General features: G+C 73.1%; 15 protein-coding genes. 7 read left to right on the forward strand and 8 right to left on the reverse strand.

Translation table 11 applies throughout. The features are described 5' to 3' along the window. Nucleotides 1-196: 196 nt before the first annotated feature. From ACIQTO_RS37820 to ACIQTO_RS37835, 4 genes are all read right to left on the reverse strand, one after another. Nucleotides 197-781 (reverse strand): TMEM165/GDT1 family protein, encoded by a 585-nt coding sequence (locus ACIQTO_RS37820; RefSeq protein ID WP_380581809.1) that lies wholly within the window; start codon nucleotides 779-781, stop codon nucleotides 197-199. 209 nt (nucleotides 782-990) lie between these two features. Further along, nucleotides 991-1770 (reverse strand): ABC transporter permease, encoded by a 780-nt coding sequence (locus ACIQTO_RS37825; protein WP_402398170.1) that lies wholly within the window; start codon nucleotides 1768-1770, stop codon nucleotides 991-993. 3 nt (nucleotides 1771-1773) lie between these two features. Beyond that, nucleotides 1774-3399, reverse strand: coding sequence for a dolichyl-phosphate-mannose--protein mannosyltransferase (locus ACIQTO_RS37830; protein ID WP_402398172.1), 1626 nt, complete (start codon nucleotides 3397-3399; stop codon nucleotides 1774-1776). 150 nt (nucleotides 3400-3549) lie between these two features. Continuing rightward, complete coding sequence (locus tag ACIQTO_RS37835) at nucleotides 3550-4845, reverse strand: MFS transporter (RefSeq protein ID WP_402398174.1); 1296 nt, start codon at nucleotides 4843-4845, stop codon at nucleotides 3550-3552. 159 nt (nucleotides 4846-5004) lie between these two features. Between ACIQTO_RS37835 and ACIQTO_RS37840 the strand changes: the two genes are divergently transcribed. Continuing rightward, nucleotides 5005-5565 carry a MarR family winged helix-turn-helix transcriptional regulator gene (locus ACIQTO_RS37840; protein ID WP_402398176.1) on the forward strand — a complete coding sequence of 187 codons (561 nt, stop codon included), beginning with the start codon at nucleotides 5005-5007 and terminating at the stop codon, nucleotides 5563-5565. Nucleotides 5566-5739: 174 nt separating this feature from the next. On the opposite strand, the gene ACIQTO_RS37845 is transcribed toward ACIQTO_RS37840, so the two are convergent. From ACIQTO_RS37845 to ACIQTO_RS37855, 3 genes are all read right to left on the reverse strand, one after another. Beyond that, entirely contained in the window at nucleotides 5740-7554 is a 1815-nt protein-coding gene (locus ACIQTO_RS37845; protein ID WP_402398178.1) for a glycosyl hydrolase family 18 protein, read from the reverse strand. A 299-nt stretch (nucleotides 7555-7853) separates the two neighbouring features. Beyond that, entirely contained in the window at nucleotides 7854-8477 is a 624-nt protein-coding gene (locus ACIQTO_RS37850; RefSeq protein WP_402398180.1) for an FxLYD domain-containing protein, read from the reverse strand. A gap of 287 nt (nucleotides 8478-8764) precedes the next feature. Continuing rightward, nucleotides 8765-9325, reverse strand: a complete 561-nt coding sequence (locus ACIQTO_RS37855; RefSeq protein ID WP_402398182.1) for a DoxX family protein — start codon at nucleotides 9323-9325, stop codon at nucleotides 8765-8767. 252 nt (nucleotides 9326-9577) lie between these two features. Between ACIQTO_RS37855 and ACIQTO_RS37860 the strand changes: the two genes are divergently transcribed. Then, nucleotides 9578-10213 (forward strand): MarC family protein, encoded by a 636-nt coding sequence (locus ACIQTO_RS37860; protein WP_402398184.1) that lies wholly within the window; start codon nucleotides 9578-9580, stop codon nucleotides 10211-10213. Nucleotides 10214-10226: 13 nt separating this feature from the next. Here the strand turns inward: ACIQTO_RS37860 and ACIQTO_RS37865 are convergent, their stop codons facing one another. Then, nucleotides 10227-10661, reverse strand: a complete 435-nt coding sequence (locus tag ACIQTO_RS37865; RefSeq protein ID WP_329487439.1) for an Lrp/AsnC family transcriptional regulator — start codon at nucleotides 10659-10661, stop codon at nucleotides 10227-10229. 236 nt (nucleotides 10662-10897) lie between these two features. Here ACIQTO_RS37865 and ACIQTO_RS37870 point away from each other — a divergent pair, with 236 nt between their 5' ends. From ACIQTO_RS37870 to ACIQTO_RS37890, 5 genes are all read left to right on the forward strand, one after another. Further along, nucleotides 10898-11728: a tryptophan 2,3-dioxygenase gene (locus ACIQTO_RS37870; protein WP_402398186.1), complete on the forward strand. Its 831-nt coding sequence runs from the start codon at nucleotides 10898-10900 to the stop codon at nucleotides 11726-11728. Further along, on the forward strand, nucleotides 11725-12990 hold the full coding sequence (gene kynU / locus ACIQTO_RS37875) for a kynureninase (RefSeq protein WP_402398188.1): 1266 nt from the start codon (nucleotides 11725-11727) through the stop codon (nucleotides 12988-12990). The genes ACIQTO_RS37870 and kynU overlap by 4 nt, the downstream gene beginning before the upstream one ends. Nucleotides 12991-13094: 104 nt before the next feature. Continuing rightward, entirely contained in the window at nucleotides 13095-13730 is a 636-nt protein-coding gene (locus tag ACIQTO_RS37880) for a TetR family transcriptional regulator (protein ID WP_402398190.1), read from the forward strand. Continuing rightward, nucleotides 13727-14491 carry a glucose 1-dehydrogenase gene (locus ACIQTO_RS37885; protein WP_402398192.1) on the forward strand — a complete coding sequence of 255 codons (765 nt, stop codon included), beginning with the start codon at nucleotides 13727-13729 and terminating at the stop codon, nucleotides 14489-14491. Before ACIQTO_RS37880 ends, ACIQTO_RS37885 begins: the two co-directional genes overlap by 4 nt. Before the next feature lie 138 nt (nucleotides 14492-14629). After that, nucleotides 14630-15127, forward strand: a complete 498-nt coding sequence (locus ACIQTO_RS37890) for a hypothetical protein (protein WP_402398194.1) — start codon at nucleotides 14630-14632, stop codon at nucleotides 15125-15127. Nucleotides 15128-15548 lie beyond the last annotated feature (421 nt).

The raw sequence follows: 15548 nt of genomic DNA on the forward strand, positions 1-15548 counted from the left end.
GTCTGCGACGGATCAGCCCGCTGCGCCTGCACTGGCACGGCCTCCACCGGCGCGGGGGGCCCCCCGGGGGGGGGGGGCGCCCGCCCCCCCCCCCCCGCCCCCCCCCCGCCCCCCCCCCCCGCCCCCCCCCCCCCCCCCCCGCGCGGCGGCCCCCCCCCCCCCCCCCCCCCCCCCCGCGGAAACCGCTGACCGGGCGTCAGCCGGTGATCGCCTGGAAGATGCTGAAGCCGGCCATCAGCACCATGATGCCGGCCGCCACCCGGATGATGATCTTCATCGGGACGTGCTTCAGCAGCTTCTGGCCGCCGAGGATCGCGATCCCGGCGACGGCGCAGAGCGCCAGCCAGGCGCCGAGGCCGACGGCGAGCGGGTCGGCGTACTTGGCGGCCAGGTTGGCGGTCATGATCTGGGTGAGGTCGCCGAACTCGGCGATCGCGACGACCACGAAGCTGGCCCCGGCGACCTTCCAGAAGCTGTTCGCGGAGGGCTCCTTGGCGGCGTGGCCGTCCTCGTCGTCGCCGCCGTGGAAGAGCAGCATCGCGGCCCCGGCCAGGAACAGCAGGCCGGTGACGCCCTCCACCCAGCGGTGCGGGAGCAGCGAGAGCAGGTGCCCCGCGACCAGGGCGATGCCGACCTGGAGGGCGAAGGCGGCGGCGATGCCCGCGAAGACATAGCTCGCCCGGTACTTGGCGCCGAGCATCAGGCTGGCCAGGGCGGTCTTGTCCGGGAGTTCGGACAGGAAGACGATGCCGAAGGTGATCGCGGCTACGGTCAGGCTCATCGGGGGTTCGGTATCCCTCGGGGTCGGGCTGTCCGGCCGCGGCAGCTCCGTGAGGGGTCGCTCCGGCCCGACAGCGCTGGTCAGAACATCACAGCACTGCGGCCGAAGGTCTCGCCGGCACCCGCTCGCGGATGCCCCGGGCGCCGGGCCCCGAGGGGCCAGTATGTCGACGGTCCGGTGGAGGGCTACTCCCCTTCAACGCGCCAAGCCTACCCGATCCCGCCGGGCGGCGCGGTGCCCACCAGCCCCCGGGCGACCAGTTCCAGCACCACGAGGACCGCCACCGACTCCACCACCAGCAGCGCGATCAGCACGAACAGCTGCACCGCGCCCGCCTGCACCGGGGAGGCCCCGCCGAGCAGCATGCCGACGAACGCGCCGGGCAGTGTGACCAGGCCCACCGTCCGGGTCTGGTCGAGGGCCGGGACGAGCGAGGTCGCGGCGGCGGTCCGGCAGATCTCCAGCCGGGCGTCCCGTTCCTCGAAGCCCAGCGCGAGCGCCGCCTCCACCTCACCGTGCCGCTGGCGCAGCTCGTCCAGGGCGCGCCGGCCGGCCAGCGAGGTGGCGGTGAGCGCGCCGCCGATCAGGATGCCCGCCACCGGGATGATCGACAGGCCCTTCGGCGGCAGCAGTCCGACGCCCAGCAGCAGCGCCAGCACCGGCAGCACCCCGGCGCCGATCGGCGCGGCCGCCCGGATCCACTGCGGTCCGGCGGTCATCCGCCGGCCGGCCGTGCGCACCGCGACCGCGAGCATCAGCAGGACGAACAGCGCCGACCACCAGAGCGAGCCGACCACCCAGGTGATCACCAGGGCGACGGCGGCCAGTTGCGCCACCGCGCGCAGCCCGGCCCGCAGCACCGCGTGCCCCTGCCCGAGCAGGCCCCAGCCGGCCACCGCCACGGCGGCGGCCAGCAGCACGGCGGTCACCACCCCCAGGGCGGGAGTGACCGGCAGCAGCTGGTTCTGCGCGGCCGCCGAGAGCGTCACGCCTCAGATCCAGCTGGTGAACCACATCCGGTCCTGCCAGGACGTCATGGGGATCACCTCCGCCGTGTAGAGCGGATAGAAGAAGGCGAAGCAGGCCACGATCGCCAGCACGATCAGCCCGGCCCCGGCCGCGCCGACCCGGCGCCGCTCGGGCGAGCAGCCCGGCGGCCCGAGCATCGCGCCCAGCATCTGCGCGACGGCCAGGCACAGGAACGGCACCAGCACCACCATGTAGAAGGAGAAGACCGTCCGCTCCTGGTACTGGAACCAGGGCAGGTAGACGCCGGCGACGCCGCAGAGCACCGCGCCCGAGCGCCAGTCCCGGCGGAAGAACCAGCGCCAGAGCAGGTAGACCAGGGCGAAGCAGGCCGTCCACCAAAGCAGCGGGGTGCCGAGGCCGAGGATCTGCGCGGCGCAGCCGCCGGAGGCCGTACAGCCCTGCTGCCCGTTCGGCACCTGCTCCCAGTACATGGAGACCGGGCGGCCCTGGACCAGCCAGCTGAACGGGTTCGACTGGTAGGTGTGCGGGGTGCTCAGGCCGGTATTGAAGTCGTACATCTGTGCGTGGTAGTGCCAGAGGCTGCGCAGCGGGGCGGGGACCCAGCTCATCGGGACCTGCGGCAGCGGGACGCCGAGGAAGCTGTCGGCGGAGAGGCCGGCCCGGTTGTCGGCCCAGTGCCGGTCGTACCCGCCGCCGCTCCGGCCGCCGGCGGCGAGCCAGCCGGCCCAGGAGCCGACGTACACCACCAGGGCCGAGCCGACCATGGCGAGCAGGGCGGGCAGCGCGTCCCGGCGCAGCATCGAGCGCCAGGGGCGGCGGGCGCCGGCCCAGCGGCGGCCGGACTGGTCCCAGAGCACGGTGAGCAGGCCGAAGGCGGCGAGCACCATGACGCCGTTCCACTTGACCGCGCAGGCGGCGCCGAGGGCGACACCGGCGGCGATCCGCCAGGGACGGAGACCGAGCCGGATCCGGTCGCCGTCCGGCTCCGCGCCGTCGCGGGCGGCCGCCAGCCGGGCGCGGGTGCGGTCGCGGTCGATCAGCAGGCTGCCGAAGGCGGCGAGCACGAAGAACATCTGGACGCCGTCCAGCAGGCCGACCCGGCTCATCACCAGTTGGAGGCCGTCGACGGCCATCAGCAGCGCGGCGGTGCACCCGATCAGGGTGGAGCCGAAGAGCCGGCGGCCGATCCGGGCCAGCATCAGCACGGTGACGGTGCCGAGCAGCGCGGTCATGAACCGCCACCCGAAGGGGTGCAGGCCGAAGCCCCACTCACCGAGCGAGATGACCCACTTGCCGAGTGGCGGGTGGGCGATGAACTCGGGCGAGGCGGTGAGCGGGATGTGCTGCGGGACGCCCAGGATGTCGGCGTTGGCGCTGTCCGGCCAGGTGCCCTCGTAGCCCTGCCGCAGCAGCGACCAGGCGTCCTTGGGGTAGTACGTCTCGTCGAAGACGAAGGCGTTGGGGTAGCCGAGGTTCCAGAACCTGAGCAGTCCGGCGAAGAGCGCCACGCCGATCGGCCCGAGCCAGCCGGCCCGTTCGGCCACCCAGCGCGGCAGCCCCCGACGGGCCGGTGCGGGGGCTGCCGGGGCCGCTGGTGCGGGTGGGTGCGTGAGCGCCGCTTGCGTCATAGCCTCGCCGATTCGCCTGTCTCGCCTGTGCCGGCCGGGGCCGGGCGGTCAACAGCCACTGACACTATGTGCCGGTGGTCGCGAATCCAAGCGCGACAAGCGCCGTCCAGGTGACCCGGACGGCGCAGTCGTGGCATGTCGGAGCGGGTGTCACGCGGCGGTCTGCAGCTCCCGGACCGGCAGGGTCGTGTGGACGACCGCCGGAGCGGCGTTGTCCTGGACGGCGGTGAGGTACGGCCGCAGCCGCAGCGCGAGGACCACGATCAGCACGGTGGAGCCGGCCATCGCCGCCAGGTAGAGCGGCCAGGTGCCGGAGCCCACCAGCAGCACGCCGACGGCCGGGCCGACCGCGATCGCGATCTGCTTCACCAGGGCGTACCCGGAGTTGTAGGTGCCGAGCAGCCGGGCCGGGGCGAGATCGGCGACGATCGGGCCCAGAGTGGGGGCGAGCAGCGACTCGCCGACCCCGAACAGGGCGTAGATCGAGACGATCGCGACCGTGGCGGCCATGGTCTCGGTCCGGATCAGACCGGCCACCAGGGCCATCGCCCAGGCACCCAGCCAGACCACGCCGGCCGCGGCCATCGCGGTGGTGCGCCGGCGGCGGGCGGTGATCCGCACCACGAACATCTGCAGCACCACGATGGTCAGCGCGTTGGCGCCGATGGCGATGCCCAGGGTGGAGGGCGCGGTGCCGACGGTGTCGGTGGCGAAGGCCGCGACGCCGGACTCGAACTGGCCGTAGCAGGTGAAGAAGATCAGCCCGGCGAGCACGCAGAGCCGCAGCATCGCCTTGTCGGCGACCAGCGCCCGCAGGCCCTGGGGGCCCTGCGGCTGTCCCTGGACCAGGACCGGGGCGGCGTTCGGGATCCGGGCGCTGCCGGTGACCAGGGCCAGACCCAGGAAGGTGACGGCCTCGATGGTGAACAGCCGGGTCAGGCTGGCCGGGTCGGCGACGTCCACGATCTGGCCGCCGACCAGCGCGCCGATGCCCATGCCCAGGTTGACCAGGGTGAACTGCAGCGCGAAGGCGTGCGACCTGGTCGCGGCGGTCGAGCAGCGGACGATCATGGTGGCGAGCGCCGGCTGGCAGGTGGTGACACCCGCGCCGAACAGGAAGGAGGAGACCAGCAGCCCCGGCGTCCCGGTGGCGTGACCGAAGGCGAACGCACCGGTGGCGGCGAGCGCGGCGCCGGCGAGCAGCACCGGGCGCGGGCCGTACCGGTCGATGCCGCGGCCGGTGAACGGGAGCACGGCGAGCGCGGCCAGCGCGAAGACGGTGAACACCATCCCGGCGGCCAGCGAGCCCAGACCCCGCACCTGGTCCACGTACACGAACATGTACGGCATCGTGAACCCGCTGCCGAACGCGCTGAGCGCGTTGCCGATCTGGACGCGGCGCAGCGGGCCGCCCGCCCCATGACGCCGCTGCCTCTGCTGCTTCACCGTGCCGGTCACCGTGCACACCCCTTCACTGGGTTTCGATGGATACTCTTAAGGCCGGAAGATTTAAGACCTAAAGTCTGCCGAGATAAAGTCTTAGCAGCAGAAGACTGTGGAGTCAAAGGCTTAAGGTGTGCACCCCGCCGTGCGACACTGGTCGGCATGACAGCAGACAAGCCCGCGCCGGCCGCCCCCGACGAGCTGGGCATCGCCGAGCAGGTGGCCGTCTACCAGCGGGAATTCCCCACCGTGGACCCGCAGGTGGAGACCATCGTGCAGACCCTCTCCCGGGTCTCCCGGCGGATGGGCGTCGCCTACGGCCGGCAGCTGACTGTGCTCGGAATCACCCCCGCCGAGTGGGAGGTGCTCAAGGCCCTGGTGGTCGCCGGCAGCCCCTACCGGCTCGGGCCGGGCGAGCTGGCCAAGCGGCTCGGGCTCACCCCGGCCGCGATGACCCACCGGATCGACCGGATGGTCACCGAGGACCTCGTCACCCGGGAGCGGGACGAGAACAACCGGGTCCGGGTGATCATCGAGCTGACCGAGAACGGCCGCGACAAGTGGCTGGAGTCGATGCGGATGGCCGCCGTCTTCGAGGAGGAGCTGCTCCAGGACGTCGTCGGCGAGGAGCGCACCGTCCTGTCCGGGATGCTGGCCCGGATGCTGCGCCGGATCGAGGAGAGCCAGCCCGACGCCCTCGGGCGCACCGACGACCTGGCCTGAGCGGCCCGGAACGCGGAAAGTCCGGCCCACCGGGGGATCGTCCCCCGGCGGGCCGGACTCGTAGGGCGCGAGGGTCCGTCAGGCCCTCGGGTCTCTCAGGTGCTCGGGCGCTCGCGCACCCGGGTGTTCAGGTACTCGGGCACTCGCGCACCCGGGTGTTCGACCGGTACGGCCTCAGCAGGGGCCGTTGTCGGTCCAGACGCCCCACTGACCGGTGGTGGCGGGGTCCTCGCCCTTGGTCCACCACTTGTTGGTGTAGTAGTGGCCCTTCCAGGCGACCTTGGTCGAGGTGGCGTAGGTGGTGGCCGCGTCCCAGCCCGGGGCGGCGGAGCAGCCGGCCGGAGTGGTCGGGGTGGCGGTCGGGGTCACCGTCGGGGTCGCGGTGGCGGTGGCCGTCGCGGTCGGGGTCGGCGTGGGGGTCACCGTCTGGGTCGGGGTCGGGGTGGGGCTCGGCGCGGCCGGGCAGGCGGCGGCGGAGCCGTTGGTGGCCTCGACCATCTTGTCGAACAGCGCGGTCTTGGTCCCCAGGTCGTACAGCGAGAAGGCGAAGGAGCCGCCGAGGCCGTTGCAGTGGGCGTAGTCCACCTTGGCCTGGATCGAGCGGGCGTCCTCACCGGACCAGAAGGTGGTGCCGTCGTAGAAGTACGTGGTCTTCGCGGTGTCGTCCCAGAAGGTCTTCGCCGGGTTGTCGACGAAGCCCGCCAGCTCCTTGTACATCTGGATACCGGGGACGCTGCCCGACATCGAGGCGCCGGCGGCCGGGCCGGTGGCCGGCTGGAAGAGGCCGTTCTTGCCGTTGTTCTGGACGCCGGTCCAGCCGCGGTAGTAGAACGGCACACCCACGTTGATCTTCTTGGCGGGGAAGCCGCCGGGGATGCCGTAGTCGGTGTCACCCGCCGTGTACGCCTTGATCGCCGCGTCCACCGAGTACTTCCCGTTGCCCGGCTTGGCCGGGGTCATCGGGTCGTCCGGGCCGGAGTAGATCGGGGCCTGGTGGTTGGTCGGGCCCTTGGCGTCCCAGGCACCGTGCATGTCGTAGGTCATGATGTCCAGGAACGTCAGGTACTGACCGATCTTGTCGGTCTCCACGTTCCGGATCTTGTCCTGACCGGCACCCACGGCCGCCGCGGTGGCGTAGGTCTTGCCGTCGACCTTGCCCTGCGCGTCCAGCTGCTCGCGCAGCTCCTTCAGCAGCAGGGTGAAGTTCTGCTTGTCGTTCGGGCTCTCCAGGTTGCCGGTGTGGCCACCGCCGCCCGGGTACTCCCAGTCGATGTCGATGCCGTCGAAGATGCCCGCCGCCGAGCCCGCGCCGCCGTAGCCCGCGTCCACCGGCAGGTTGCCCTTGATGAACATGTCGATGCAGGACGAGACCAGCTTCTTGCGCGAGGCGTCCGTGGCGGCCGCCGCCGAGAAGTACTTGGAGTACGTCCAACCGCCCAGCGAGATCAGGACCTTGAGGTTGGGGTTCTTCGCCTTCAGCTTCTTCAGCTGGTTGAAGTTGCCCGCGATCGGCTGGCCCCAGGCGTCGCCGACGCCGTCGACCGCGATGTCCGGACCGAAGCTCTTCTGGTAGTCGGCGAACGCGTCGCCCGCACCGTCACCCGCGTTGGGGTTGTTGTCGTCCTGGCTCGCGGCCTTGGTGGCCTCGAAACAGTTGAGGTTGGTGGGGTGGATGTTGGCGAACGAGTAGATCAGGTAGTCCAGCTTCCCGGCGACGCCGGTGTCCTGGATCGTCTTCGGGTAGTACGCGTTCGCGTAGATCGACCACTGGTCGAAGTACGCGACCTTGATGCCACCGCTGGTGGCGGGCGCGCCGGTGGAGTTGGTGACGGCCGCGCTGGCCGAGGCGCCACCGGTGAGGGCGAGGCCCGCGCCGAGCAGCAGGGACGCGGTCGTGCCGACCGCGATGGCGGCCAGGCTCTTCGGGCGCCGGCGGCGGCCGCCGTCCGGGGCCGGGGTCCCGGCCCTTTCGATACGTGAACGGAGCATGGGTGCGTGACTCCTGGTTGTGGGGGATCCGCCGCGCCTGGCGGGCTCGTACGGGGTGGGGCCGTACGACCAGGGCATGACAGAACGGGGGAAGGGAATCGAGCGGGAACATGCCTTGACGGACACCGGGATATGCCGAACCGGCGCCCGCGGCCGTAGACCGCTGACGCCGGTTCAGGGGCTCCCTGCACCTGTGGATTAAAATGGACTAGACCAACTCCCCCGTCAAGGGGTGATGTTGAGGCTTGAGTCGCCCTTAAGGTTGCGCCCCCGCCCCGCCGGCCGCGCTGACCTGCGGATCAGTACCGGACGGCATTGGCCACCACGACCTTGACCGAGCCCGAGAGGTCGCGGTTGCTGCGCGCGGTGGCCTGGGCACTCTGTCCGGCGGCCACGTCCGGGACGGTCACCGCGGTCGCGTCCAGCACGTTGCCGGAGTCGTCGGTGAAGTTGACCTGGATCACGTACCGGTCGGACTGCTGCCCGTGGTTGGTGACGGTGAGAGTCGCCTCGGCCTTGCCGTCCGAACCGATCGTCACCGTGCCCGCCGTGATGTCCCCCTTGGCGTCCAGGCCGCCCTTGACATGGGAGACCGCCGAGGAGGCCGCCGCCTCCGCCGAGCCGGCCGCCGACGCCACGGCCGAGGAGACCGCCGAGGAGAGCCCGCCCGCGACGGAGGACGCCGCCGAGGCGGCGGCGGAGGCCACGGCCGAGGCTCCCGACCCCACCGCGGCGGCGGCCGAGGAGGCGACCTTGCTCGCCGTACCGCTGGAGGAGCAGCCGGCCAGCGCCGCCGCGCCCAGGACGGCCGCGGCCAGCGTGCCGGCCACGGCCCGGCGCGGGCGGCGGACCGCCGGGGCGGTGACGTCCTGGGCGGTGGTACGGGTGGGGCGGCTCGCCCCGGTCGGCGGCTGGCGGTCCATGGTGTCCTCGTTTCTGCGCTTCGGGGTCGGCGCGCTTCGGGATCTGCGCTTCGGGGTCTCCGCGCAGCGGTGTCCGCGCAGCGGGGGTCTCTGCGCTCCGGGGTCCGTGCCGCCTCGGCGGCTCCGCGCCCCGGTTCGGTGCCGGGCTGCCCGGCACACCTCACGGCCACCCTCCGGGGCCACGGCCGGGCCCGCCAACAGGGCTGATGCATCCGGGTGAGGCTCCTGCCGGCCGCTCCCCCGGGCCGCTCCCGCGGCGGTGCGCGCGCACCGCCGGGGGAGCGGTTTCAGGACAGCCCCGAACCCTCCTGCGACTGCGCCTCCACGGCGGCCCGTTCCTCGCGCAGCCGCACCACGTGCCGGCGGCGGGCCACCACGCCGTAGGCCGAGGCCGCGCTGGCGGCGAACGCCAGCACGCCCACCCAGGGCTGGTCGAAGGCATGACCGGTCAGGTGGTCCAGCGAGTACCGCCCCGGGCCCGCCAGGCCCAGCGCGAGCCCGGCCGCCCCCAGGAACGCCGGGTACTCGTAACCGCCCGAGGTGACGAAGAAGCCGGCCGGCGCGTGCACCGCGACCGCGCCCGCCATGGTGCCGGCCACCACCGCGCCGGCCGCCGGGGTGGCCAGCCCGGCCACCAGCATGGCGCCGCCGCCCGCCTCGCCCAGGCCCGCCGCCAGGGCGCTGCGGCGGGCCGGGTGGAAGCCCATGTGCTCCATCGCCTTGGTGGTGCCCTCCAGGCCGCCACCACCGAACCAGCCGAACAGCTTCTGGGTGCCGTGCGCGATCAGTACCCCGCCGACGGCGCCGCGCAGGGCCAGCAGGCCGAGATCCTTACGGTTCAGACACATGTCGAGTCCTCGTTCCAGCGGAGGTGATCCGGTTTCCATAGGAGCCGAAAGGGCGAGCCGGTTCGACCCGGGGCCGCCATCCGGGCGAATGCCGGACCGCCGGGCCATGGCGGACCGGCGTCCGGGGCCCGGCCCGCCCGACCACCCGCGCACCGGCCCGGACGGCAGCCCCGGACCGCCCGGCCGGCCGCGTGCCGCGCACCGAGGGCGTGGCGGTCCACCGGCGCCGATCGCCCCGACCATGCTTGGCCCATGTTCGTCTTCAACCTGAGCAGCGCGTTCATCGCCTTCTTCGCCGTGGTCGGCCCGCCGAAGGTCCTGCTGTCCTTCGCCCGGCTGGCCGCCACCCGGAGCACCCACGAGCTGCGGCGGCTGGCGGCCTGGAGTTCACTGATCTCCGCCTTCATCGGCCTGGTGCTCGCGTACAGCGCGGACTTCGTCACCTCGCTGTTCCACATCAGCGACCAGTCGCTGCAGCTGGCCGGCGGGACGATCTTCTTCGTCTACGCCGTCGCCCTGGTGCTGGGCATCCATCTCGGCGCCGGCGCCGACGACGACGACACCCACCTGCCGAACCCGATGGTGGACGGCATCCGCGAACTGCTGCTCCCGTACATCGCGAGCCCACTGGCGGTCACGGCGGTGCTGGTGGGCTCGCTCAGCAAGGACGACTGGGGCTGGCGGACCACCATCGTCGGGGCGTACGTCGCCGTGGTGGTGATCAACTACATCTGCGTGGCGGCGCTCGCCCCGCTGATGCGGCGCACCCACCGGACGTCGCTGGAAGTACTCTCCCGGCTGCTCGGGCTGCTGCTGGCGGCGGTCGGCGTGGAGCTGTTCCTCAACGGCCTGGCGGGACTGGGCCTGCACCTGCCCGAGGCGCACTGAATCCGGTCCGGCGTCAGGGCGCGACCACCGGCCGCCAGGGCACCGGGCTGGAGAGGATCATCGAGCTGGCCGGCTGCCCGTACCCGCCGAGGCGGTCGATCAGCGCCTCGAAGGCGGCCATCGCGGGCACCGCGACCAGCAGCACGCAGCAGGCCCCGCCGGTCACCCGGTGCAGCTGGAGGACCTCCGGCCAGCGGGGCACCTCCGGGTCGCGCAGCACACAGCGCGGGCCGTAGCACTGGAGCTGGACCAGCGCGGTGATCGGCAGCCCGGCCCGGGCGGGGTCGACGTGGGCGTGGTAGCCGCTGATCACCCCCTCGGCCTCCAGCCGGCGCACCCGTTCGGCGACGGCGGGTGCGGAGAGGCTCACCCGGCGGGAGAGTTCGTTGTACGAGAGCCGGGCATCGGCCTGCAGTTCGGCCAGCAGGCGGCGGTCGACGGCGTCCATGGCGGCTCCCGGTGGGGTTGATCGACTGGCTGGATCCCGCTCTTTTGCGATCGTAAAGAGATCGGTGGGAAGACCTCTCGATCGCCAGGCCCGGATGCGGTTGCCGTGCCCGGTGCCCATTCAAGTGGGGGCAGTGACCGCCGCACAATGGGGCCCCGGCCACGACGGACCACACAGGCGGCCGGGTCATCGGGCGGGCGGGCCACCCGCCGTCCGGGTCATCAGGAGGAATCGGGATGGGGCACGACACGGTGGAGACACCCAACCTGTCGTTCGGTCGGGGCGCGGAGCCGGGTCAGGGCACCCCCTACGCCCGGTACGCGCGTCTGGACGAGCTGCACAGCCTGCAGCAGCCGCGCAGCAAGGTGCCGGCCGAGCTGTCGTTCATCGTCAGCACCCAGGTGATGGAGCTGCTCTTCGACCTGCTGCGGCACGAGTGGACGCTCGCCCAGCAGGCCCTGCGCGAGAACGACCTGCCGGCCGCGCTGGCCGCGCTCCGGCGCGGCACCCACGTGCAGAACGTGCTGGTGGAGTCCTGGGACCTGCTGGCGACCATGACCCCGCAGGAGTTCAACGCCTTCCGCTCGGTGTTCGGCGAGGCCTCCGGGTTCCAGTCCTCGGCCTTCCTGCACCTGGAGTTCCTGCTGGGCAACAAGAACGCCGCCCTGCTGCGGATGTACGACGAGGTACCGCGGACGCGGGACGAGCTGACCGCGGCCCTGCGCGCCCCCGGTCTGTACGACGACGCCCTGGCCCTGCTCGCCCGCCGCGGGCTGGCGGTGCCGCACGAGCCCTCCGAGCAGCGCCACCGGGCCGACCCGGCGGTGGAGGCGGCCTGGCGGCAGGTCTACACCGACCCCGCGTACGCGGAGCTGCAGCCGCTCGCCGAGGTCCTGCTGGACGTCGCCGAGCGGGTCACCCGCTGGCGTCAGCGGCACCTGGCGGCGGTCCGGCGCGCGATGGGCGCCAAGCCCGGCTCGGGCGGCTCCAGCGGCCTCACCTGGCTGCGCAAGGCCGCCGAGCAGGACGTGTTCCCCGAGCTGTGGACCGTCCGGGACGAACTGTGAGCGAGAAGAGCGAGCGAGAGGGCAGGACGTTGGGCACGATCACGCGCGAGGAGTGCGCGGCGCTGGACGGCGCCGACCCGCTGGCGGGGTTCCGCGAGGAGTTCGCCCTGCCCGAGGGCGTCGTCTACCTGGACGGGAACTCGCTCGGCGCGCTGCCGGCCCGCACCCCGGAGCGGGTGCGGCAGGTGGTCGAGGAGGAGTGGGGCCGCGAGCTGATCCGCAGCTGGAACGAGGCCGGCTGGTTCGAGCAGCCGTACCGGCTGGGCCGGCGGATCGCGCCGCTGGTCGGGGCCGGCCCGGACGAGGTCGTGGTCTGCGACACCACCTCGGTCAACCTGTTCAAGGTGCTGTCGGCCGCCCTGCGGCTGCGCCCCGGGCGGCGGACGGTGCTCGGCGACGCCGCTGCCTTCCCGACCGACCTCTACATCGCCGAGGGCGTGACCGGGCTGTTCGAGGGCGCGCGCAGCGCGCTGGTCGCGCCCGAGGAGCTGGACCGGCACCTGGACGAGGACGTCGCCGCCGTCGTCCTCTCGCACGTCGACTACCGCACCGGCGAGCTGCTGGACATGCCCGGGATCACCGCCCGGGTGCGGGCGGCGGGCGCGCTGATGATCTGGGACGTCTGCCACTCGGTGGGCGCGCTGCCGATCGAGCTCGGCGCGAGCGACGCGGACTTCGCGGTCGGCTGCACCTACAAGTACCTGAACGGCGGCCCCGGTTCGCCGGCCTTCCTGTACGTGGCGCGGCGCCACCTCGCGGCCGGCCCGCGGCAGCCGCTGAGCGGTTGGTTCGGCCACGCCCGCCCGTTCGCCTTCGAGCCCGGGTACGACCCGAAGGCGGGTATCGGGCGGTTCCTGACCAGCTCCCCCTCGCTGCTCGGCCAGGCCGCGCTGGACGCGAGCCTGGACGTCTGGGAGCGCGCCGACCTGGGCGCGGTACGGGCGAAGAGCCTGGCGCTGACCGACCTGTTCGTCTCACTGGTGGAGGGGCTGGACGGGATCGAGGTGGTGACCCCGCGCGAGCACGCCCGGCGCGGCAGCCAGGTCGCCCTGCGCCACGCCGACGGCTACCCCGTCGTGCAGGCACTGATCGAGCGCGGGGTGATCGGGGACTTCCGCGCACCGGACCTCATGCGCTTCGGCTTCACCCCGCTGTACCTGTCGTACGTGGACGTCTGGGACGCGGCCGGGCAGCTGGCCGAGGTGCTGGAGACCGGCGAGTGGCGGGCGGAGCGGTTCGGCCGGCGGGGCGAGGTCACCTGAGCGCCTGAGCACCCCGCCACCGGGCCCTCCGCCGGCGGAGGGCCCACCGGCCGGTGCCGTACCGGGACTTGCCGTTAATAATGCCCAGTATTAAAGTCGTCCGTATGGCAAGGACGTCGGCGGGCCACGAGACCCGCGAGAAACTGCTCCGGGCCGCGGAGGAACTCTTCGCCGCCCGAGGCGTGGAAGCCGCCCTGACCAGGGACATCACCCGGCTCGCCGGGCAGAGCAACCCGTCCGCCGTGCAGTACCACTTCGGCTCCCGCGAGGGCCTGCTCGACGCGATCATGGCCGGCCGCCAGGAACGCACCGAGCAGGCCCTCGCCCTGTTGCTGCCCGGGCTCGGCTCCGCCGACCCGGCCGGGCTGCTCGGCGCCCTGGTCGCGGCCGAGGCCACCGAGCTGCACAGCGAACAGGGCCGGCACTGCCTGCGGATCTCCGCCCAGGTCAGCCACACCAGCGGCGTCCGCACCCGGACCCCGCACCCGACGCTGGCGGGCGGCGGCTACTGGCGGCTGATCGAGCTGCTCGAGGACCGGATCCGGTCCGTGCCGGAGCCGATCCGACTGGAGCGGATCGACCTGGTGCTCACCCTGATCGGAGCGGCCCTGGCCGACCGCGCCCGGCAGTACCTCACCGGAACCACCCCGTTGACCGACGAGGAGACCTTCCTCGCCGACCTGGTGACGATGTCCGCCGCCATGCTCTGCGCACCGATCCCCCCGAGGAGCACGTCATGAACGACCTGACCGGCAAGACCGTCATCATCACCGGCGGCGCCCGCGGCCTGGGCGCGGAGGCCGCCCGGCTCGCCGTCGCGGCCGGAGCCAACGTGGTGATCACCGACGTGCTGGAGGCGGACGGCAGGGCCACCGCCGCCGGGCTCGGTGACCGGGCCCGGTTCATCCGCCACGACGTGACCTCGGAGGAGGACTGGCAGCACGTGGTCGACTTCGCCGAGGCCGAGTTCGGCGCGGTGCACGGCCTGGTCAACAACGCCGGGATCGCCACCGGTTCGCTGCTGACGGACGAGAGCGTCGACCACTTCCGCAAGGTGGTGGACATCAATCTGACCGGCGTCTTCATCGGGATGAAGACGATCGTCCCGGCCCTGCGTTCGGCCGGCGGCGGCTCGATCGTCAACATATCCTCGGCGGCCGGCCTGATGGGCCTGGCGCTGACCGCCGGTTACGGTGCCTCCAAGTGGGGCGTCCGCGGCCTGTCCAAGATCGGCGCCGTCGAGCTCGGGGCCGAGCGGATCCGGGTCAACTCCGTGCACCCCGGCATGACCTACACCCCGATGACCGCCTCCGTCGGCATCCGCAGCGGTGAGGGCAACTACCCCAACACCCCGATGGCCCGGGTCGGCGAGGCCCCCGAGATCGCCACCGCCGTGGTCTACCTGCTCTCGGACGACGCCTCCTACGTCACCGGCGCCGAACTCGCCGTCGACGGCGGCTGGACCACCGGCCCGACGGTCAAGTACGTCATGGGGCAGTGACCGGGGCGGTGACGTCCGCCCCGGGCCGGTGAGGTACGCCACCGGCGGGTGATCCCCCCACCCCGCCCCCCAGGGTTCGACGTCAACCCGGCCGGGCAGCAACCTCCATGACGGGACATCAGCTCATAGGGGGAACAGATGAACCTCGCATTCAGTCCTCTGCGGCCCGAGCCCGGCGAACTGATCGTCGGCCTGATCTGCTTCCTCCTCATGGTCTGGGTGCTGGGCAGCCGGGTGCTGCCGCGGATCGAGCGGCTCCAGGCCGATCGCCGGGACGCCACCGAGGGCGGTGCCGAGCGGGCCGAGGCCCTGCAGGCCGAGGCGGAGCGCACCTACGAGGCCTACCGCGAGGAGCTGGCGGACGCGCGGCACGAGGCGGCGCGGATCCGGCAGGACGCCGCCGAACAGGGTGCGGCCGCCATCGCGGCGGCCCGTGAGGAGGGCGTCCGGGAGCGTGACCGGCTGGTCGCCGAAGCCCACGCCCGGATCGCCGTCGACCAGGCACTCGCGGCGGTCACCCTCCGGCGAGCCGTCGGCGAGCTGGCGGTCGAGCTGGCCGGCCGGGTGGTCGGCGAGCCGCTGGCGGCCGTGGCCGCCGACCGCCGCACGGTGGAACGCTTCTTCGACGAGCGCTGAGCCGGTCGGGCACCGCGCCTCCGCGCCCGTCGGCCGGCGGAGGACCCACCGGGCGGTCCCGGCGGAGAACCGGCGGGGCATGGTGGCCGGAGATCCGGCCGGGACCCGCCGGGCCCGCGTCGAGGCGGCGGCCGAGGAGGCCTTCGGCCCGCTGCGGTCGGGGCTGGACCGGCTCCCGGCCGGCACGCCGGCGCGTTGAGCACGCCCGATCGGGGCGGCGGGGGCCGGCGACGAGCGCGGCCCGCGGTACCGGACACGGGTCGGGGGGGGGGGGGGGGGGGGGGGGCGGGGGGGGCGCGGGGGGGGGGGGGGGGGGGGGGGGGGGCACGGGTGTGGCGCAGCCGGTGTTGTTCGTGTTCGAGGTGGCGTTGTACCGGTTGTGGCGTTCGTGGGTGGCGGTGCCGGAGGTGGTGGCGGGTCA

The organism is Kitasatospora sp. NPDC091207, from assembly GCF_044768625.1.
GTDB lineage: Bacteria > Actinomycetota > Actinomycetes > Streptomycetales > Streptomycetaceae > Kitasatospora.